18 protein-coding genes are annotated in these 20,773 nt (G+C 52.3%); 10 read left to right on the forward strand and 8 right to left on the reverse strand.

Annotation, left to right across the window (positions count from 1 at the left end; all coding sequences use genetic code 11):
- The first annotated feature begins 65 nt into the window (after positions 1-65).
- The 8 genes from HUO07_RS11385 (at position 66) to sthA (ending at position 8,172) form a co-directional block, all read left to right on the forward strand.
- Complete coding sequence (locus HUO07_RS11385; RefSeq protein WP_176303674.1) at positions 66-1,415, forward strand: Na(+)-translocating NADH-quinone reductase subunit A; 1,350 nt, start codon at positions 66-68, stop codon at positions 1,413-1,415.
- Entirely contained in the window at positions 1,415-2,641 is a 1,227-nt protein-coding gene (locus HUO07_RS11390) for an NADH:ubiquinone reductase (Na(+)-transporting) subunit B (protein ID WP_176303675.1), read from the forward strand. The genes HUO07_RS11385 and HUO07_RS11390 overlap by 1 nt, the downstream gene beginning before the upstream one ends.
- On the forward strand, positions 2,641-3,462 hold the full coding sequence (locus tag HUO07_RS11395; RefSeq protein ID WP_176303676.1) for a Na(+)-translocating NADH-quinone reductase subunit C: 822 nt from the start codon (positions 2,641-2,643) through the stop codon (positions 3,460-3,462). The genes HUO07_RS11390 and HUO07_RS11395 overlap by 1 nt, the downstream gene beginning before the upstream one ends.
- Positions 3,463-3,464: 2 nt before the next feature.
- Positions 3,465-4,133 carry an NADH:ubiquinone reductase (Na(+)-transporting) subunit D gene (locus HUO07_RS11400; RefSeq protein ID WP_008956591.1) on the forward strand — a complete coding sequence of 223 codons (669 nt, stop codon included), beginning with the start codon at positions 3,465-3,467 and terminating at the stop codon, positions 4,131-4,133.
- A 1-nt stretch (position 4,134) separates the two neighbouring features.
- Positions 4,135-4,752 (forward strand): NADH:ubiquinone reductase (Na(+)-transporting) subunit E, encoded by a 618-nt coding sequence (gene nqrE / locus HUO07_RS11405; RefSeq protein WP_008956590.1) that lies wholly within the window; start codon positions 4,135-4,137, stop codon positions 4,750-4,752.
- A 71-nt stretch (positions 4,753-4,823) separates the two neighbouring features.
- A complete protein-coding gene (gene nqrF, locus HUO07_RS11410; protein WP_176303677.1) occupies positions 4,824-6,056 on the forward strand; it encodes an NADH:ubiquinone reductase (Na(+)-transporting) subunit F in 1,233 nt (410 codons plus the stop codon).
- A gap of 264 nt (positions 6,057-6,320) precedes the next feature.
- Complete coding sequence (gene nqrM, locus HUO07_RS11415; protein WP_008956588.1) at positions 6,321-6,575, forward strand: (Na+)-NQR maturation NqrM; 255 nt, start codon at positions 6,321-6,323, stop codon at positions 6,573-6,575.
- A gap of 205 nt (positions 6,576-6,780) precedes the next feature.
- On the forward strand, positions 6,781-8,172 hold the full coding sequence (gene sthA, locus HUO07_RS11420) for a Si-specific NAD(P)(+) transhydrogenase (protein ID WP_176303678.1): 1,392 nt from the start codon (positions 6,781-6,783) through the stop codon (positions 8,170-8,172).
- A gap of 38 nt (positions 8,173-8,210) precedes the next feature.
- Here the strand turns inward: sthA and HUO07_RS11425 are convergent, their stop codons facing one another.
- The 6 genes from HUO07_RS11425 to leuS form a co-directional block, all read right to left on the reverse strand.
- The gene (locus HUO07_RS11425) at positions 8,211-9,410 is read right to left on the reverse strand and encodes a GGDEF domain-containing protein (RefSeq protein WP_176303679.1); all 1,200 of its coding nucleotides are present in this window, start codon (positions 9,408-9,410) and stop codon (positions 8,211-8,213) included.
- A 364-nt stretch (positions 9,411-9,774) separates the two neighbouring features.
- Positions 9,775-10,743 (reverse strand): PA2778 family cysteine peptidase, encoded by a 969-nt coding sequence (locus HUO07_RS11430; RefSeq protein ID WP_176303680.1) that lies wholly within the window; start codon positions 10,741-10,743, stop codon positions 9,775-9,777.
- A 10-nt stretch (positions 10,744-10,753) separates the two neighbouring features.
- Positions 10,754-11,158 carry a PA2779 family protein gene (locus tag HUO07_RS11435; protein ID WP_176303681.1) on the reverse strand — a complete coding sequence of 135 codons (405 nt, stop codon included), beginning with the start codon at positions 11,156-11,158 and terminating at the stop codon, positions 10,754-10,756.
- A 119-nt stretch (positions 11,159-11,277) separates the two neighbouring features.
- Positions 11,278-12,345 (reverse strand): DNA polymerase III subunit delta, encoded by a 1,068-nt coding sequence (gene holA / locus HUO07_RS11440; RefSeq protein ID WP_176303682.1) that lies wholly within the window; start codon positions 12,343-12,345, stop codon positions 11,278-11,280.
- On the reverse strand, positions 12,342-12,836 hold the full coding sequence (locus tag HUO07_RS11445; protein ID WP_176303683.1) for an LPS-assembly lipoprotein LptE: 495 nt from the start codon (positions 12,834-12,836) through the stop codon (positions 12,342-12,344). The genes holA and HUO07_RS11445 overlap by 4 nt, the downstream gene beginning before the upstream one ends.
- Positions 12,833-15,418 carry a leucine--tRNA ligase gene (gene leuS / locus HUO07_RS11450; protein ID WP_176303684.1) on the reverse strand — a complete coding sequence of 862 codons (2,586 nt, stop codon included), beginning with the start codon at positions 15,416-15,418 and terminating at the stop codon, positions 12,833-12,835. Before leuS ends, HUO07_RS11445 begins: the two co-directional genes overlap by 4 nt.
- A gap of 161 nt (positions 15,419-15,579) precedes the next feature.
- On the opposite strand from leuS, the gene HUO07_RS11455 reads away from it, so the two are divergent.
- Entirely contained in the window at positions 15,580-16,101 is a 522-nt protein-coding gene (locus HUO07_RS11455; RefSeq protein WP_176303685.1) for a zinc ribbon-containing protein, read from the forward strand.
- Positions 16,102-16,105: 4 nt separating this feature from the next.
- On the opposite strand, the gene HUO07_RS11460 is transcribed toward HUO07_RS11455, so the two are convergent.
- Positions 16,106-17,419, reverse strand: a complete 1,314-nt coding sequence (locus HUO07_RS11460) for a hypothetical protein (RefSeq protein ID WP_176303686.1) — start codon at positions 17,417-17,419, stop codon at positions 16,106-16,108.
- A 399-nt stretch (positions 17,420-17,818) separates the two neighbouring features.
- Between HUO07_RS11460 and HUO07_RS11465 the strand changes: the two genes are divergently transcribed.
- The gene (locus tag HUO07_RS11465; RefSeq protein ID WP_176303687.1) at positions 17,819-19,432 is read left to right on the forward strand and encodes an endo-1,4-beta-xylanase; all 1,614 of its coding nucleotides are present in this window, start codon (positions 17,819-17,821) and stop codon (positions 19,430-19,432) included.
- A gap of 169 nt (positions 19,433-19,601) precedes the next feature.
- Here the strand turns inward: HUO07_RS11465 and rlmF are convergent, their stop codons facing one another.
- The gene (gene rlmF, locus HUO07_RS11470) at positions 19,602-20,546 is read right to left on the reverse strand and encodes a 23S rRNA (adenine(1618)-N(6))-methyltransferase RlmF (RefSeq protein ID WP_176303688.1); all 945 of its coding nucleotides are present in this window, start codon (positions 20,544-20,546) and stop codon (positions 19,602-19,604) included.
- Positions 20,547-20,773: the final 227 nt, after the last annotated feature.

Consider the following 20,773-nt stretch of genomic DNA (forward strand, 5'->3'; position numbering starts at 1 on the left):
TGAGCAGAAAATAAGCATTCGAACCCCATACCTTCGTATATCCGATCCAACAACTGGGCGAGACTATGATCGAAGTCAAAAAAGGCCTGGATCTCCCCATCGCGGGAGCGCCCGAGCAGCGTATTGAAGATGCGCGGCCTGTGCGCCACGTGGCAATCCTGGGTACCGACTACGTTGGCATGAAGCCGACGATGGAAGTCCAGGAAGGGGATAAGGTCAAACTAGGCCAATTGCTCTTCACCGACAAGAAAATTGATGGTGTGCGCTATACAGCGCCCGCTGCCGGTGAAGTGCTTGCAATAAACCGTGGCGAAAAACGTCGTTTACTATCTGTTGTGATCAAAGTCGACGAGACTGAGGAAGCGGTTGAATTCGCTGCTCATGATCGTAATGCCTTAACGCAGCTTGAACGTCAGGTCGTTGTTGACCAACTGGTAGAGTCGGGACTCTGGACGGCGTTACGCACGCGTCCTTTCTCGCGCACACCGGCAATCGATAGCACCCCGGCCGATATTTTTGTAACAGCCGTAGATACCCATCCTTTAAGCCCTGATCCTGCACTGATCATTAATGAGCAGCCGCAAGCATTTGAAGATGGCCTCAAGGTGTTAGCGCGCCTGACCGAGGGCAACGTCTTTCTTTGTACAGGGGAAAATGCCTCAATTCCGGGCGGTGAGGTGGAAGGTGTTAAAACCGAAAGCTTTACGGGTCCGCACCCAGCTGGGCTAGTGGGCACCCATATTCATTACCTTTCTCCCGTCGCCCTGCATAAACAGGTTTGGCACATCGGCTATCAGGACGTTATCGCGTTCGGTAAGTTCTTTGTAGAAGGGAAGCTGGATATGAGCCGCGTGGTTGCCATTGGTGGCCCACGTGCTGAAAATCCTCGCTTGGTGCGTACCCGTATCGGCGCTAGCACGGATGAACTCCTGGCAGAAGAAGTCATCAAACCCGACGACACCCGTGTCATTTCTGGTTCTGTATTTTCTGGCTTTACTGCAGAAGGCAAACTTACCTATCTGGGACGCTTTAGCAATCAAATTAGCCTGATTGAAGAAGGCAATAAGCGCATCTTACTTGGGTGGCTATCACTGGGCGCAGATCGACATTCTGTCCTGGGGATCTATCTTTCCAGAATTAAAGGCTTGCGTAACTACGCACCCACCACATCAACCAATGGCTCAGAGCGCGCGATGGTGCCCGTTGGCTCATATGAAACGGTGATGCCGCTGGATATCATGCCAACTCAGTTACTGCGTTCGCTGATCGTGGGCGACATTGAGGTTGCCATGCAGCTTGGGTGTTTGGAGCTGGACGAAGAGGACCTGGCGCTGTGTACGTACGTTTGCCCCGGCAAATACGAATATGGCCCCATCCTGCGTGACAATCTCACCATGATCGAGAAAGAGGCCTGATGATGGGTATTCAACAGACACTCCAAAATATCGAGCCGCATTTCCACAAAGGCGGAAAGTACGAAAAGTTCTATCCGCTCTTTGAAGCGGTAGATACCATTTTTTACTCACCGCCAAGCGTTACTAAAACTACCGCCCACGTGCGTGACGGTATCGACCTTAAGCGCATCATGATTACCGTGTGGCTGTGTACCTTCCCAGCAATGTTCTTTGGTATGTGGAACGCAGGCTGGCAAGCAAACACGGCTATTGATGCAGGCTACGCTTCTATGGGTGGCTGGCGCGAAGCGATTATGACGACCTTGGCGTCAGGTCATGATGCCAGCAGCTTATGGGCTAACTTTGTCCTTGGCGCGACTTACTTCTTGCCAATCTACTTAGTCACTTTTGTGGTGGGTGGTTTCTGGGAAGTTTTGTTTGCCATCAAGCGTGGTCACGAAGTTAACGAAGGTTTCTTCGTTACCTCCGTGCTATTCGCATTGATACTGCCCGCGACCATTCCGTTGTGGCAAGTTGCGCTGGGTATTACCTTTGGTGTGGTAATCGGTAAAGAGATCTTCGGTGGTACGGGTAAGAATTTCTTGAACCCAGCGCTTACCGGCCGTGCTTTCCTCTACTTTGCCTACCCCGCGCAGATTTCGGGCGATGCGGTATGGGTTGCTGCAGATGGTTACACTGGTGCGACGGCGCTTTCGCTGGCATTCCAAGATGGTATGTCGGCGTTGACCGACACCTTTAGTTGGTGGGATGCCTTCCTAGGCTTCATCCCCGGTTCTGTGGGTGAAGTGTCGACTCTAGCGATCTTTATTGGTGCTGCAGTACTGCTGTGGACGCGGATTGCCTCGTGGCGAATCATGCTTGGCGTATTTTTGGGCATGGTGGCTACCAGCACGCTCTTTAATCTCATCGGCTCCGACTCCAATGCGATGTTTGCCATGCCGTGGTACTGGCATCTGGTAATCGGTGGTTTCGCTTTTGGTATGGTGTTCATGGCCACTGACCCGGTGTCAGCATCGATGACCAACCAAGGCCGTTTGATATTTGGTGCGCTGATTGGTGTGATGACCGTATTGATTCGCGTTGTGAACCCGGCTTTCCCGGAAGGCATCATGTTGGCTATCTTGTTTGCTAACCTGTTTGCACCGCTGATTGACCATTTCTTCGTCCAGGCCAACATCAAGCGTCGCGTTAAGCGTACCGGCGTACCGGCCGAGGAGACTGCCTAATGGCACAAGGTAACAACTCCATCAAGAAAGTCCTGATCGTGGCGTTTGCACTTTGTATCGTGTGCTCCGTCATTGTCTCGACTGCGGCGGTCGCATTGCGACCCGCACAACAGCTCAACCAGGAGCTTGATCGTAAAACCAACATCTTGAACGTCGCCAAACTGTATGAGCCTGGCATGGACGTTGAAGAGGTGTTTAGCGAAGAGATCACCGCTCGGGTCGTTGACTTGGATACCGGTGAGTATTCTGATGAGTTTGATCCTGATACCTACGATAGCTTTGAAGCTGCCCGTGACCCTGCATCGGGTCGCACGCTATCCGGTGACCAGGACATCGCAGGTCTATCGCGAGTCGAAAACTACGCCACCGTATACTTGATTGGTGGCGAAGATAATCCGGAGCAGATCGTACTCCCTATTCGTGGTCAAGGTCTGTGGGGCTTAATGCGCGGTTTCCTGGCAGTAGAGGGTGATGGCAATACGATTGTTAGTATCACCTACTATGAGCACAGTGAAACGCCAGGCCTGGGTGCTGAAGTAAACAATCCTCGCTGGCAGGCTCAGTGGGAAGGGAAAAAGATTTACGATGAAGAGGGCGACCTCTCACCGGAGATCCACCTGACCAAGGGCGGCGCTAGCGGCGAATACGAAGTAGACGCACTATCTGGTGCTACGCTAACCAGTAACGGCGTGACTAACATGCTGCAGTTCTGGTTAAGCGAAGAAGCTTTCGGTCCCTATTTGGCTAAATTCCGCAGCGGTACTGAGCCGGAAGACGCCGAAGAGACCGATACCGACTTCGAAGACGTTGAGGGGGCCTGATCATGGCGGACGTAAATGCAAAAGGTGTTTTAACAGCGCCGATTTTCCATAATAACCCTATTGCGTTGCAGATCCTTGGGATTTGCTCGGCACTAGCGGTAACGACCAGCATGAGTGTGTCGCTGGTGATGGCATTGGCGGTTATTTTTGTAACGTCGTTTTCAAACCTGTTCGTATCGTTGATTAGGAATCATATTCCTTCCTCGATTCGTATCATCGTGCAGATGACCATTATTGCCTCGCTGGTAATCGTGGTAGATCAGATTTTGAAAGCGTATGCCTATGAGATGTCTAAGCAGCTTTCCGTATTCGTTGGTTTGATCATTACTAACTGTATCGTCATGGGACGTGCAGAAGGTTTTGCGATGTCCAACACGCCGGGCATGTCATTTTTAGACGGTGTTGGCAACGGCCTTGGGTATGGTTTCGTGCTTATGGTGGTTGGCTTCTTCCGTGAGCTACTCGGTTCAGGCAGCATTTTTGGTATCACTATCCTCCAGACCGTTCAAAATGGTGGTTGGTACGTTCCCAATGGCTTGCTGTTATTGCCGCCTTCAGCGTTCTTTATTATTGGTCTACTAATTTGGGTAATGCGTGCCGTTAACCCGGAACAGGTAGAAGATAATGAGTTCAAAATGAAGGAAAACACCAAGCCCAAGGAGGCCGTGTAACATGGAACATTATCTGAGTCTTTTTGTTGCTTCGGTGTTTGTTGAAAACATGGCGCTGGCCTTCTTTTTGGGGATGTGTACTTTCTTGGCAGTGTCCAAAAAAGTCTCCTCAGCGATTGGCCTGGGTATCGCGGTAATCGTTGTATTAACCGTAACGGTGCCGGTCAATAATTTAGTATTCACCTACTTGCTACAAGAAGGTGCGCTAACGTGGACTGGCATCAGTGGTGCTGAAAACATTGATTTGTCTTTCCTTGGGCTGCTCTCCTACATCGGTGTTATTGCTGCGTTAGTACAAATCATGGAGATGTTCCTTGATAAGTACGTGCCGTCGCTCTACAACGCGCTAGGGGTATTCCTGCCGCTGATTACCGTTAACTGCGCCATCCTGGGTGGCGTACTGTTCATGGTAGAGCGTAGCTATAACTTTGGTGAGGCTGTGGTCTATGGCTTTGGTGCAGGCACCGGCTGGGCGTTGGCCATTGCCGCCCTGGCGGGTATCCGTGAAAGGCTGAAGTACAGCGATGTGCCGAGTGGCCTTCAAGGGCTGGGCATTACTTTCATCACCGTGGGGCTAATGTCGTTGGGCTTTATGTCCTTCTCGGGCATTCAGCTTTAATCGGAGCCGGTTTTTCCCAGCGGTGTCAAACACCGCTGGGTAATAGAAACCTTCAGCAATAGGAAACCGACATGGTTGATACAACAGTCATCTTGCTCGGTGTTGTCATGTTCACGGTCATCGTTATTAGCTTAACGGCGATCATTCTGGCAGCGCGCAGCAAGCTTGTGAGTAGCGGGGACGTGACCATTGAGGTCAACGGCGACCCCGAGCACACTTTGAAAACCCAGGCCGGTGGCAAACTGCTTAATACGCTTGCTGCTAACGGTATTTTTCTCTCTTCCGCCTGTGGTGGCGGTGGTTCTTGTGCCCAGTGTAAGTGCCGTGTAGAAGAGGGCGGTGGCTCTATTCTGCCGACTGAAGAGTCGCATTTCACCATGCGTGAGAAGAAAGAGGGCTGGCGCCTGTCTTGTCAGGTACCTGTAAAGCAGGACATGAAAGTTGAAGTGCCTGAAGAAGTGTTTGGGGTGAAAAAGTGGGAATGTGAAGTTATTGCCAACCCCAACGTTGCCACCTTTATCAAAGAGCTGAACTTGAAACTACCCGAGGGCGAAGAAGTTGCCTTCCGCGCCGGTGGTTACGTACAGCTTGTGGCACCGCCGTACGACATCAAGTTCTCTGACTTCGATATTGAAGAAGAGTACCGTGGTGATTGGGAAAAATTTGATATGTTCAAAATTTCCCATAAGAACAATGAGGAAGTGATTCGCGCATACTCCATGGCGAACTACCCGGATGAGAAGGGTATCCTCAAGTTCAACATTCGTATTGCGACGCCGCCTCCTGGCACTAACCATCCGCCCGGCCTGATGTCTACCTACGTCTTCAATCTTAAAGAAGGTGACAAGGTGACCGTGATGGGGCCGTTTGGTGAGTTCTTTGCTCGCGATACTGACGCCGAAATGATCTTTATCGGTGGTGGTGCGGGTATGGCGCCAATGCGTAGTCATATCTTTGATCAGTTGAAGCGCTTGAAGTCTAAGCGCAAGATTACCTTCTGGTACGGTGCGCGCTCTTGGCGTGAGACCTTCTATAACGAAGAGTATGATCAGTTAGCCGAAGAGTTCCCGAACTTCGAGTGGCACTTGGCGCTTTCTGATCCACAGCCGGAAGATAACTGGGAAGGGCCGACAGGCTTTATCCATAACGTTCTGTACGAAAACTATCTGAAGGACCATCCGGCACCTGAAGATTGCGAGTACTACATGTGTGGTCCGCCGATGATGAACGCCTCGGTCATTAAGCTGTTGCTTGATATGGGCGTTGAGCCAGAAAATATCCTATTGGATGATTTCGGTGGCTAATCAATCGTCATAATCGCAATGGTTATGAAGAAAGATTACTGCGGTAACAATGAGCGGGGCTGGCCTTTTGGTCAGCCCCGTTTGTGTTACTGATAGGTATTTTAATGAGAAGTGCGCCGCGCTGATAACAACAGCCCACTGAGGTACAATAGGCTTAACAAACAAAGATTGTGAGGCACTAATCGGCCTGAGTGTTGTAGATAGAGGTGATGGCCGATTAGGTAAATAATAGAAAGTTAAGCAGTGACATGCTGGGAGGTTAATATGGCGATTTGGTTACTGGTATTCGGCTTTATGGCACTGATTATGGGTGTCATGGCGGTGGGTGTCATCATGGGGCGTAAACCTATTGCAGGTTCATGCGGTGGTTTGAATCAAATAGGCATGAAAGACGGCTGTGATATTTGTGGCGGTAAAGACGAAGTGTGCGAAGAAGAGAACCGCAAGCGTGGCAGTGAGCGGCGTCGTAGTGACGAAAGTCGCGGCGCTGACTTAGGCTATGACGCCACCCGCCGTTAATAAGGCACATAGATAACGAAAAGGCGCATGTTCATATGAACTGCGCCTTCTTAACGTTTATGCCACAAGTGTCTGTTTGTCTTGGACTGTCTGCCTTGGGCCGTTTGCCTGGGACTGTTTGCCTGGGACTATCAGCCTTAGATCGTTTGTCGGCGATCTTTTGACGAGAATGGGTTAACCCGAATAGGAAGGAGACGCAGAGAGTATGGCGGTTCACAATTACGATGTCGTGGTAATCGGTACAGGGCCTGCGGGTGAAAGCGCGGCCATTAACGCTGCCAAGCATGGCAAACGCGTAGCGATTATTGAAAAGCAGGCTCAAGTAGGCGGTAACTGTACTCACTGGGGCACCATTCCCTCCAAAGCATTGCGTCATCAAGTCAAACAGATCATGGCGTTCAATACTAACCGTATGTTTCGCGATATCGGTGAGCCGCGCTGGTTCTCCTTTCCGAAAGTGATGGAACGTTCACGTGGCACCATCGACAAGCAGGTAGAGATGCGCACGACATTTTATGCGCGTAACCGGATTGATCTCTTCCACGGCGTTGCCCGCTTTAAAGATGAACATACGCTGATAGTTCATGACCGCCAAGAAGGCATGGAAGAGCTGGTGGCCAAAAAAATCGTCATTGGTACCGGTTCACGCCCTTATCGCCCGGCGGACATTAACTTCCGGCATCCGCGTATTTACTGCTCCGACACCATTCTGAGCCTTTCGCATACGCCACGCACCCTAGTGATTTTCGGGGCAGGGGTGATCGGCTGTGAGTACGCGTCAATCTTTTCTGGGTTAGGCGTCAAGGTTGATTTAATCAATAACCGTGACAGCCTACTGTCATTCCTGGACGATGAAATCAGCGATGCGCTCTCCTATCACCTTCGTAAGCACGGTGTATTGGTTCGCCATAATGAAGAGTATGAGAGTGTTGAGGGCGATGAAGCAGGTGTCGTAGTACGCCTAAAGTCAGGCAAGAAAATTCGCGCTGATGCATTTTTGTGGGCCAATGGGCGGACAGGCAATACCGATAGTCTAGGGCTCGAAAACATTGGCTTGAAGGCCAATGGCCGGGGCCAGCTCAGTGTTGATGAGCACTACCGCACCGAGGTTCCCCATATTTATGCAGCAGGCGACGTGATCGGTTGGCCAAGTCTGGCGAGTGCCGCCTACGATCAAGGCCTTAATTCATGCAACGAGCTGCTCGATAAAGAGTATCGCTTTGTTAGCGATGTACCCACCGGAATTTATACCATCCCTGAGATCAGCTCGTTTGGCCCCAACGAGCGTGAGTTGACCGAAGCAAAAGTGCCCTACGAAGTTGGCAAAGCTTTCTTCAAAGATACTGCACGTGCGCAGATTACCGGTGATACCGTGGGGATGCTTAAAATACTTTTCCACCAGGACACTCTGGAAATACTCGGGATTCACTGTTTTGGTGATCAGGCTTCTGAGATTCTGCATATCGGTCAAGCGATCATGCAACAGAAGGGTGATGCCAATACGCTAAAGTATTTCGTTAACACTACTTTCAATTATCCCACCATGGCAGAAGCGTATCGGGTGGCCGCTCAAAATGGCTTGAATCGTGTTTTTTAACCTCAGCTTTCATTGCTTTCTAGTTAAGTAATACGCTTTTAGCTGATGAGAGAATGGATATAGTTTTTTGCTTTTTCAGCGTTTTCTGAAGCCTTGGCGATGGGTGGTAACAAGCTTTCAACACGGTTGCGACCCAGCGACTTGGCTTGGTAGAGCGCTTTATCGGCAAATGAATATAGCTGCTCAAACGTAAGCGAGCCGCCATAACCCGTCGTTACGCCAATGCTAATGGTCGGGTTGGCATGTAAATTTAGGCCACCCAACTCGCTAACTTCAATCTCTCGGCGTAGCCTATCCGCCACCTGCAGCGCGTCAGGGGTGGATGTGTTGGGCATTAACAAACAAAATTCTTCGCCACCAATTCTCGCTAATGTATCGGATGGGCGACTTAGTTGACGCAGTTTTTTGCTTACCTGACGCAGCACCTCATCGCCGGTAGGATGCCCATAGGTGTCGTTTATTTGCTTGAAGTGATCCAGGTCTAACAACAGCAGGCTAAGCGGCGTTTTATCACGCTGCGCTTGAGTCAGCACTGCGAAGGCTACATTGACCAAATGGCGCCGGTTATACAGCCCAGTTAATTCATCGGTGAGCATTAACTGATGCATTACGTTGCGCTGACGGTGCAGGCGGATAACTGCCATGCTAAGCGTGATCGCCGCGCCGATTATGACTACCAGTAGCACATTGATAGCGATTGAGAGCCGCTGCATCACCAAGCTTTGTTGCGAAGACATTGTGTAGACTTCTTCCAATAGTTTGTCATAAAGCCATGCCAAGGAACCGCCAACTTTCATTGCTCCACGCTGCAACGGTTCAATAAGCTCTGGATGCTGATGGACTTCACGGGCCTGCTGGTTCAGGTCAGAAAGACGGTTATCAAGCTCGCTAAAATGATTAATAAGGTAGTTAACGTTAGAAGTGAGAAAGCGATCACGCTCAATATTGGTCTGTATGTTATTTAAATGCTGCTTGGAAGTTGCAATAAAGTGATCAATGTATTCAATATGTTTGTTGTTAGGCTGACGGCTACTTCCTTCTTCCAGCGCTTCACGTAATTGTGGTGCCGCTTGCTGGGCCAGCATAATATCACTAACCAGTTTGGTGTAGTTGGCACTGGCTTTTTGACAAGCGCTGTATACGTAGCTGCCCATGACTGCCGACAAGGTGCAGAAAATGACGGCGAAAAGGAATGCCAAACATCCGCGAGGCTGGCGCAAATGATGAAGAATCGTCATGACGCAATCAACGAGCTGTTAGTGACGATGTCTCTCTTTGCAAAATGCCGCAAAAGAGCCAGCTCGTATGGCACATATGCGCGATTATTGACAGAGCACTTATTAAAAAAGCACTTATTAAAAGAGTGCTTATTAACAGAGCTCTTGATAAAACAATGCTTGTTAAAAGAGCACTTACGTTGCAAAGGACAGTTCTGCATGGCACCTCTCCCTTCAATGGCTAGGTAGTCCAATGAACAACTTGAAGACTTATCCTTATGTAACTTAAGCACTCACTCGCAATGTACGCTATCCAACAACTTTACTAATTGCAGGATCATACTTGTGCTCGTTATTATTAGTAAATTTTATAGGTCTTTGATATTTACTGGGTATTCATGCTTTCTATGGCTAAGCGGGCTTTTTCCTGCCAGCTACCCGCCAGCGAGGCGGCCTGCTCTAACGCTTTTCGAGCGGCGACGGGTTCTTCTTGTTGAAGCAGTAAAAGGCCTAGATTTAGCCAGGCAGCGCCCATGCTTGCATCAAGCTCTGCTGCTCGTTCAAAGGCTTTTCGAGCTTCCTCCGGTTGTTGGTCAGCGTACAGCGCGTTGCCTAGCGCAAATTGTCCGATAGCATTGGTAGGGTGGTGCTCGCTAAATGATTGCCAGCTTGATAATGCAGCACGAGGGCCGTTCGTTTCTTCGTAGGCACTGATGGCTTCAAGGGCATTACGGGCGGTGATACCCGCAGGTAGCGTGCCGGGCTCGGCAACGACAAATCCCCAGCGTTCAGTGCGCGCCCAGGTGGCGTCGAAACGGCTAAACGACATCGTATGGCGTTCAATTTCCCCACTGCGGAGAATCAGCGTTTCACTGGGCAGGTCGTAGCCAATGGCCACCGCGTAGTGCCACATTGGGTAGATAGGGAGCGATAAATTTTGCATCACCGCTACCGGATCGCCTGCTGCCAAATGGCCTAACAGCGCATCCATGGTGCCTCGAATGGGATAAGCGAGTTGATCATAGCGTCGCACCGTCGCCAGCATTTCTGGCTGTACACTGCCGTCGCGCTCAGGTAAGAACACCTGGGGAATCAGTTGCTCAACGTCTGTTTCGACATCCTGATGGTTGAGTACCATCGCCAGTGTGGCAGGGCCGCACTGAAACTCCGTTTGGGCGTAAAACGGTACGCTAGTGATTTCTGCATGGGGAGGCAGCGTTTGATAGGTACTTTGTAGCAGTACCGGGTTTCGTGCGCAGCCGCTCAGCAGTAGTAGCATAATAAAAACGCCCGCGAAGCGGGCGTTAGAAAACGTGCTATTCAAAAACACACTATTCAAAGACTTAGTGGTCATGAGCTGCCTATCAACGCGTAAACGGATAAACGTCGGTCAGGCCGAGAATATCGGTAATCAACAGAATGATAAAGACGGCGAAGAGGGCACCGATAACGCCACCACCGGCACCGGCAGGCATCATCTCGAGCTGGTCAGCCATTTGCTTTGCTTCAGAATCGCTTAAGGCAGCAACGCGGGCATCTACTTCGTCCAGGTCAACACCCTGTTTTAGCAGTTGATCCTGCACGTCGGCACGGGCCAGGACCTCATTAATGCGCTCACGGTCAGCGCCAGCACGATCAGCTGACAAAACAGATTGGGTAGAGACTAAATCAATAGTTTGAGGCGCAGTGGGAGCAGCTGCAACAGGCAAACTGGTAATAACGAGCGCCGCAATTAGCAGGGTGGAGAGGTATGCACGCAATGTTTTCATCGTCTTCTTCCTTATAGACTAGTCGGGGAAGGACAAGCATTTTTTAGCTTGACCACTATTTACACGCACTATGAGTATAGAAACAAATGGTTTGATTTTTAAGCTTAATATGCAAAGTACTAATTATTTGCACTAATGCGATAGGTCCAGGCGGATTCAGAAAGCAGCCCACGACCACCGGCCATGGTCATTGCCAAATCATGTAGGCCTGGCCACAGCGGTACTGTTGCCGCGCCTTTAACGGCTAAATCGAGCCGCTGGGCCATTAACAGCAATTTATGCAGACGCTTCATTGGCAAGCGGCCAATCGCTTTTTGGTAGGCTGGGCGTCGCTTATCAAAAATCATTGGTTTTTGGCTTTTGCAGGCATGTTCAAAGCTTTGCCCTTGATCCAGATGCTGATGCAGCGAGAGGAGAGTGCGCAGCTCCCGGGTTAGTGCCCAAAGCACAATGGGAGCCTCGACACCTTCACTGCGCAATCCATTGACGATACGCGATGCGCGGCTAGGTTCGCCTTTTAGGCAGGCATCGGCCAAATTGAAAACATCAAAGCGTGTGCTGTCTTCAACGCCTTGGGCAATGCTCTCGACGTTCAAGCGCGTGCCCTGGGGGTGAATCAGCGCTAGTTTCTGCAGCTCCTGGTCGGCGGCCAGCAGGTTGCCCTCGGTTCGCTCACCCAGCAGGCGAGCTGCATCCAGGTCAATTTGTATGCCGTGAAGTGACGCGCGATCCCGCAGCCAGTAACCCAACCGCGAAACATCGACTGGCCAGACCGGTACGAATAACCCTTGCTTATCCAGCGTTTTGAACCAGGCACTTTTCTGCTGCTTGGCATCTAATTTGCCCATACTGATAAGCAAGATATCATCACTGTTATCCAGTGTTTCGCCGTACTGCGCCAGTGCTTTACTGCCTTCCTGCCCTAGCTTGTGATTGCCCAAACGCAATTCCAACAGCTTGCTGGTCGCAAACAACGATAGGTTGCTGGACATCTCCATCAACCGACCCCAAGCAAAGTTGGGCTCTACATCGAGTACTTCACGCTCTTCAACGCCTGCTTGGCGAGCCGCTTTCCTTACCGCATCGCAGGCATCGCGATGCTGTAAGGGCTCATCCCCCGCCACAATCACTACGCGGGGAAGCTTTTTTGCTAACGCAGCGGGAAGCTGATCAGCAAATACCTTCACTGCATGCCCTCAATGTAAGCAAGGCGTTCGATGATTTGCTGAGACAATTGTCGAGCAAGCGTTTGCTCGGCTTCCATCATCAGCGTTTCACGGTTGAGTAGATCATCATCACTAACGCGAATACGCGTGCTCGTCGTCAGAGTTGCGTTATTGATGTGATAGGCATTGGATGCCCGCTCTTGTACTGAAAGCGAAGTGCTTAGCGTCAGCTCATGTTCACGACTTGCGCGGCCATCACCTCCCAATCGCCGCTCAATTAAAGCAGGCGTACCCAGGGTGACCCGCCATGGGGCATCAGCCGTTACCTGAGTGCCTAGCTGTTGAAGTCGCGCAGCGACCTGTTGTGCAACGGCGCTGTTGGTGTCGCCCTCTAAGGAAAGGGGAGGCAGCGTCGGCAGTGAATCGGTGCCACGCAGCCGAAACCCGCAAGCGCTGAGCAGCACCGCCGCTGAAGCGGCGATGCTGGCGGTTAAAAATGTGCGTCGATTCATCCGCTCACCACGATGTTGACCAGTTTACCGGGCACCACGATCACTTTACGCACGGTGTTACCTTCAAGATAGCGCTGCACGTTTTCGTGTTCCATGGCGAGTTTTTCGATAGATGCCTTATCGGCGCTTGCGGGCACATCAAGGCGCGCACGCAATTTGCCGTTAACTTGCACCACCAGCTCAATGCTATCGCGGGTAAGCGCTGTTTCATCCAGGGTAGGCCATGTTGCTTCAATGGCCGGGCCTGTATGGCCAAGGGCTTCCCACAGGCTATGGCACATGTGCGGGGTAATCGGCGAGAGCAGCAATACACCGGCTTCCAACGCTTCACGGCTAACCGCTAGACCAAGTTCAGAGGTGTCGTCGAACTTGCCGATCGCGTTGGAAAGCTCCATGACAGCTGCGATCGCCGTATTGAAGGTGGTGCGGCGGCCAATGTCGTCGCTGGCCTTCTTGATGGTCTCATGAGTTTTACGCCGCAGTGCCTTCTGGTCATCATTGAGCGCGTCAATGTTGAGCGGCCCAGGCGTACCAGCCGCCAAGTGCTCATTAACCTGACGCCAAAGGCGCTTCAAGAAGCGGTGGGCACCTTCAACGCCGGAATCCGACCACTCCAACGACTGCTCGGGCGGTGCGGCAAACATCATAAACAGGCGCACGGTATCGGCGCCGAACTTGTCGATCATCGACTGCGGATCAACGCCATTGTTTTTTGACTTGGACATCTTCTCGATGCCACCCATCTCCACCGGCTCGCCGTCGCTCATCAAAATAGCGCTGAGCGGGCGACCTTTCTCGTCGCGCTTCACTTCCACATCGGCAGGGTTAAACCACTGCTTGCCGCCGTTTTCGGTAGGGCGGTAGAAGGTTTCGGCGATGACCATGCCTTGAGTCAGCAACTGCTGGAACGGCTCATCGGAATCGACCAAGCCGAAATCGCGCATCAGCTTGTGGAAGAAGCGGGCATACAGCAGGTGAAGAATGGCGTGCTCGATACCGCCGATGTAAAGATCCACCGGCAGCCAATAGTTGGCGCGCTCGTCCAGCATGGCTTCCGTGTTATCGGCACAGCAGAAGCGCGCGTAGTACCAGGACGACTCCATGAAGGTGTCGAAGGTGTCGGTTTCGCGGGTCCAGCCATCGCCCAGGTCAGAGAACGCGGGCATCTTCTTCAGCGGCGAGCCAGAGGCATCGACGGTGACTTCCATCGGCAGGGACACCGGCAGTTCGTCATCGGTTAGCGGTACGGTTTGACCTTCTGGACCGTATTTGACCGGAATCGGCGCGCCCCAGTAGCGTTGACGGGCAACGCCCCAATCGCGTAGGCGGTAGTTGGTTTTGACTTCGCCACGGCCAAGTTCAGCCAGTTTGACAGCAATGGCATCAAAGGCCTGTTCAAAGCCCAGCCCATCAAACTCACCTGAATTTACCACCGTGCCGTATTCGGCGTAGGCCGCTTCAGAAACGTCGGCGGGTTGGCCGCTTTCATCGGCGATGACCGGTTTGATCGCAATCCCGTACTTGGTGGCAAACTCCCAGTCACGCTGGTCGTGGCCGGGCACTGCCATCACCGCGCCGGTGCCAAATTCCATCAGCACGAAATTAGCCACGTAAACGGGCACTTCATCGCCCGTCAGCGGGTGAACCGCCCTATGGCCGGTGAGCATGCCTTTTTTCTCTTTGGTAGCCATTTCGGCTTCTGAGGTGCCGCCTTTGGCGCACTCATCGCAGAAGGCTGCCAGCTCAGCGTTTTGCTCAGCCGCCTGCTTGGCCAGCGGGTGACCAGCGGCAACTGCGACATAGGTCACGCCTAACAGCGTATCCGGGCGCGTGGTGTACACTGCCAGTGGATCGCAGGTGCTGCCGTCTTTAGCCTTGATATCAAAAGTGAGCTCAACGCCACGGGATTTACCAATCCAGTTGCGCTGCATGGTTTTGACCTGCTCAGGCCACTCAACCTTATCCAGGTCGGCCAGCAGTTCATCGGCGTAATCGGTAATTTTCAAGAACCACAGCGGGATCTCTTTGCGCTCAACCAATGCACCAGAACGCCAACCGCGGCCATCAATGACCTGTTCATTGGCGAGAACGGTTTGATCCACCGGGTCCCAGTTGACCGTCGACATCTTCTTATACACCAAGCCTTTTTCGACCAGCTTGGTGAAGAACCACTGTTCCCAGCGGTAGTAGCTGGTATCGCAGGTGGCGAATTCGCGGCTCCAGTCGTAGGCAAAGCCCAGTGCCTTCAACTGATTGCGCATGTAGTCGATGTTTTGGTAGGTCCACTTGGCGGGCGGCACCTGGTTCTGTATCGCCGCGTTTTCTGCGGGCATACCGAAGGCATCCCAGCCCATGGGCTGCATGACATTTTTGCCCTGCATGCGCTGGTAACGCGACACCACGTCGCCGATAGTATAATTACGCACATGTCCCATATGCAGCTTGCCGCTGGGGTAGGGGAACATGGAGAGGCAGTAGTACTTCTCGCGGTTCGCGTCCTCTACGGCTTTGAAGCACTGATGTTTGTCCCAGTACTGCTGGGCGTCGCGTTCGATATCACGAGGGCTATAGTGTGCGTCCATCGGTTTATTAATGCCTTGGCGTATTCGCCCAAAAGGGGCGCAAAGTGAATGTGAGATGACATCTGTCAGATAAGTGAGGTCGATTGTATCCTATGCGGGTGTATCCTTGAACGGTAAGCCGATGATAGGAAACCGCATGCGTCGACAAAAGGAGAGGCACCATGAGTGAAAAACAGAATGACAATCGCCTGCGCGAAGGTTACGAACGTTTGTTGGAGCGGATGCAGGGGGGCGCCAATGAGCTTACCTGGGAGAATTTACAGAAGGATCTGGACGACGCGGTTGAGTTTGAATCGGAGCTTGAAGAGTACACCAAAGACGAGCTAGCGCTGCTGCGCGCCTGGGTAGAGCGTGACCTGAAAGACATGCGCTACTTCATGGCGGACACCGGTAAACAGGTAGCCAGCTGGCTAGGCATCGACATAGACGGGCTCTCCCGCCGCGTGGCGGAATCGTTGCTTTCGATTGCCGACCGTAGCGTAGTGGAACGCGAACGCTTTGAGGAAGACCTGGAAGCCGCCCGCGCCGACTACTGCGAAGGCGAAATGGCCGCGCCTGGGTTAATGGCCTGCACCCACTGCGATGCCCAGGTAATGCTACCCACCGTTGCGCGCCTAGAACCTTGCCATCAGTGCGGCCATCGCTACTTCTACCGGTTTCCAAATAAAATCATTGAGACCTGATTCACTAGGCCACCAGCAAACTGACGCCTGCGATCGCCCCCAGCGAAAGCAGGCTCATCACCGCCGCATACAGCAGGTTATTCTTCATCATGCGATAGCCGCTGACCCCGTAGCGCCCCTGCAATGAAAGATTAATGCCGGAAAGCGGCCCGACGCTGGTGCCCACCGCCCATGAGCTTAATGCCACAAACGCAAATAGCGTTTGCTCCCCGTTTTGCAGATTAAGTACTGACGCCAACACCGACACGCCAATAATCGGGTGTAGGCCCGCCAACGCACTTAGCGTAATGGCTGCAAAACTGATCATCGCCTGGGTTGTGCCAAAGCGAGTGAACAGCGTCCAGTCGCTACCGGCGGCAGCCGTGACCAGTGTCGAAAGGCCAATCGTCAGAAGCCCAGCTGCCAGAAACAGTGAAATCTCCCCACGCATGGCGGGTAAGCGCGTCGTGGTGTGTTGACGAATTCGCCGTAGGGTAAAGCGTGGCCCGTGATGCAAGTTACTCAGCATGGCAACGCTAGGCAGTAGAAAGGTGATAATGCTGACAATGGTCAGGGTAGGGGTGAGCACAAAGTGAAACAGCATCACCAGCGCGGCCATACCTACCGGCATAAACAGGCTACGCGGCGCCAGTGAGTAGCCATCGACTTCGCGAAGATCAAACCGGCGACGCAGCTCCAGCGTGGTCAACAGCCCCGATAGCATCGCGATGGGAAAGCCCACCACGGCGATTTGCGCATACTCCACCTCCGGCACCAGCGCGATCACCACGCCCATGGAAGCAAAAAACGGCGACCATAAAGCCGCGCTGGAAAGCCCGCGGTTAAGCGCCAATAGTTGCGGCGTCGTCAACGGCCCTCGCCGGGCCAGCTTATCGCCCACCATAAACACGGTAGAGAGATTCAAAATCGTACCCAGGAAGTGAACTCCCAACCAGGTACTCATCACACCGCTGGCACCAGTCACACGTTTACCCGTCGCACCTTTATTCCCTTGCTTACCAATCAGCGAGATAAAGCTAACGCCGACCAGCATCGCCGCCACAAACGAATTGCCCTGCAACATCGCGGGCCAATCCACCTCAGCGCCATACACAAACCGCGCCACCAGCAGCATGCCCGCGCCCAGCGCAATCAACACACCCGCTTGAATCCGCGATCGTTTAGGAATATCCCGCCACAGCAATACAACCGCCGCCCACAGTAAATAGCTCACCGCATGCGCGGTGCTCAACCAGCCGGTGAAACCAATAATTTGCGCGATCAAACCAAGCAGAATCAGCACGCCCGCCAAGCGCTGCCGAGGAGTCGTCTCTTGCATGCCAAACCCTTAATAGTGAATTAGCAGGCTAATCGGATTTGCGGAGGAAGGCTAGCGGAAAGCTAAGAATTAGGAGTAGGGGCTTTTCGTAGCGCGTGGTAACGCGCGAAGCGAGGCACCCGCGAAAGTACCGCGCCGCGGTACTATTTGGCAAGGGCAATCAAGAAGTCTAATCAGCGTAGCAAGGACATTGGGTTGCGGCTTAGCATTCATTACAAAGCCGCGCGTTCTGCGGGCGTTAAGGCTTTAGAAAAACCTCACTGACGGCTACGCTTTGGTAGGATCGAGCAAACAGATAAGAAGTGGTCAGCATGCTGCGCTTCAAGGGTAATTGGTCCTCAAAACCCCATAACCGATGCGTGGAAAAACGCACTGGTACATTTCTTCGGAGGCATTCCCTTGACCAATGCTCCATTACATTTGTGGGAAGGTTTTTCTGGTGCCACTGTGCAACCCAATGGCGTGCTGTTTGCAGGCCTCGACCGTAAGCTGTCGCCGCTGCCTGAAAGCACAGATGCACCGGTACATAACCCGTCGCTCAATCTGGCAATGCGCTTTCAGGTCTCCGGTGACTTTGAGATCAATATCACCGCTACGCTAACCGCCGCCAACTCCACCTACTTCCTGTTCCACGGGGTTATCCCGATGGTGCAGGATGAGTGGTACTACGCGCAGAGCACTTTCAAGGCCCAGATCGTCAATGGAGACTGGTGTTACTGGACAATGTATCACCCTGACAATACCGAGTCGGGAAATGCTGCTGCTAGTGTCGGCACCAATGTGGTTTACACCTTCAAGCGTGAGGGCACCGAGCTTGTGTTCCTGACCAATGGTGTGGAAGTAACCCGTCAGTCGGATATGTGTCTGTTTGCCGATGGGGTGGTGTATCTAAGCCTGGATGAAGCCAATGTGGGTGCAACGTTCCTTGTCACTCAGATCACCACGACCGGTACCGTGGAAGAGACGCCAGTGCGTAGCGTGCCTAAGACATCGGGCACCTTGCGTGACAAGGCCGGTAAGTTCCGTATCGGTACTGCGGTGGCCACCTACCCGATGGTGTTCGATGAGCAGTACCGCACGATTCTGGGCAATGAGTTTAACCAGATCACCCCTGAGAACTGCATGAAGTTCCAGTTCATCCAGCCTGCCCGTGGCGTCTACGACTTCTATGAGTCGGACAAGCTGATCGACTACGCCGAACGTAATGGCATGGAGGTGCATGGCCACACGGTGGCATGGAACGAAGCGACCCCGCAGTGGCTGTGGGATGGCTGGCTCGATGGGTCCATCACCGCTAGCGAAGTAGGGGAGATCCTCGACGAGCATATCGAGAGGTTGTTCGGTCGCTATAAGGGCCGCATGGTGTCGTTCGATTTGATCAACGAGCCGTTTCTGGACTGGACAGACCAGCTCCGTGATTCCGTCTGGTACCAGGCATTAGGACGTGGATACATTGAACGGGCCTTACGTAAAGCCCATGAAGTGGATCCGGATGTACTGCTGTTCATTAATGAGTGGGGGTGTGAAGAGGCGGGTGACAAACAGGACTTCCTGTTCAACCTGGTGGTCGAGTTGCAAACCGCCGGCGTGCCCATTCATGGCGTTGGTTTGCAGATGCACGAGGACGTGAACGCTGAGTACCAGAGGAGCTGGCGACCAAATACGCCGTCCGTGACGAAGGCACACTTGAAGTCGGCCATTGCCCGCTTCAAGTCGCTGGGTATCGAGGTACGGGTGTCGGAGCTGGACATAAACCAGTATCAGAACTATGCCGATACCCCAAAGGCCGTAGCCGATTGGTATGCCCAGTACTTGGAAGCGTGCATCGAAGAGGGTGCGCACTCGTTTACCATGTGGGGTTTCACTGATCGCTGGTCGTCACTAAATGAATGGTACGACTATTACACCCATGGTAACGGGCTGATTTACGATGCCCAGTATCAACCCAAACTGTCCTACCGAGCGCTTTCCAATAAATTGGACGAGATGGCACGTTCTCTTAGCTCCCTTTGACAGGAATGATTTTATGAGCATCGGTATCGGCACCGTATAGAGGCGGCACAAAGCGGTAGGCCATGCTTATCGTTCTGGCTAAACGGGTCAGGATAAGCATGGCGGAAAATATGTGTTCGAGTAATTCCACGGCAGGTTTCGCATCATCATGCGCTACCTTGAGAACGGCTCACATAAATGTCCAGGCCAATATCCTCGTCACCTTATTTCCCTGCTTCATCTCTATTTCCCGACTATCAACGGCACCTAGCTTACTAATCAGCTTCTTGGCAGGCTTAACATTCTCGCCTTTTGAAACCAGGCTGCTAAACCAGCGGCATTGAGTTGAATATATCTGGCTTTCTCTTATTAGCTTTTTAAGAAACAGGTGTTCGCCGCCCTTACACCAAAGCTCTGCTCCCAGTCCGCCAAAATTCAGAACGGGCGATTGGATGTTTGCTTTTTGTTCACCACGACTACGCGCAAGGTTATTGCGTTTAAGCTGGCTACCTTTAAGTGCTTCATCGAGCGAAGCATGGAAGGGTGGGTTGCATACGCTGACGTCAAAGAACTCCCCAGCTTGAATAATCCCTTCAAAAATGTGGTTTTTATCGGGCTGCGTGCGCAGCGTGAAGCGGTCATGAAGCGTGGGGTTGTTGGCGATAATCGTGGCGACGTTCTCAAGCGACTGAGCGTTAATGTCACTACCCACACACTGCCAGCCGTAAATTTGGCAGGCCAGTAGCGGGTAGATGCCATTGGCTCCCGTCCCTACATCGAGCAGCTTGATATTGGGCTGTTCACGTTCAAGCCCAATTAAGTCCGCTATGTGATGGATATAGTCGGCTCTGCCTGGGATGGGAGGGCAAAGCGCGCCCTCTGGAATATCCCAATCGACAATATTATAGAATCGGTTTAATAACGCGGCGTTGAGCGTTTTGACGGCCAATGGATCTGCGAAGTCGATGGAAAGTTGGCCATAAGCGTTCGGTTTTACATGGGGGGCTAGCGCTGGGTGGCTTTTTACGAGAGCAGGAAAGTCATAGCCTTGGTTGTGTAGATTCTTGGGGTGCAGGCCTTTGCGAACAGACCTAGCGCGGCTTTTTTCACTTCCATTGGGGGTGTTCACAGTCATAGACCTGGGGCTTGGCGTTCATTAGTAAAGTGGGTTTGGCTTAGTCTGTGATTGTAACCTTAATGGTTGTGTTGGGCTTACTCGGTACGCGCATATGATGAGTACATAATTCTGCGCTAGGGTCAGTAGGCTTTAAGCCCCCATCTTTTGTACTAACAAATGCGGAGAGCATGAGCGGGAATATTGAGTCGCCTGCCCACGCGAAGAAGGAAGTACGTTCCATTCAG

Source organism: Vreelandella maris, assembly GCF_013371085.1.
GTDB lineage: Bacteria > Pseudomonadota > Gammaproteobacteria > Pseudomonadales > Halomonadaceae > Vreelandella > Vreelandella maris.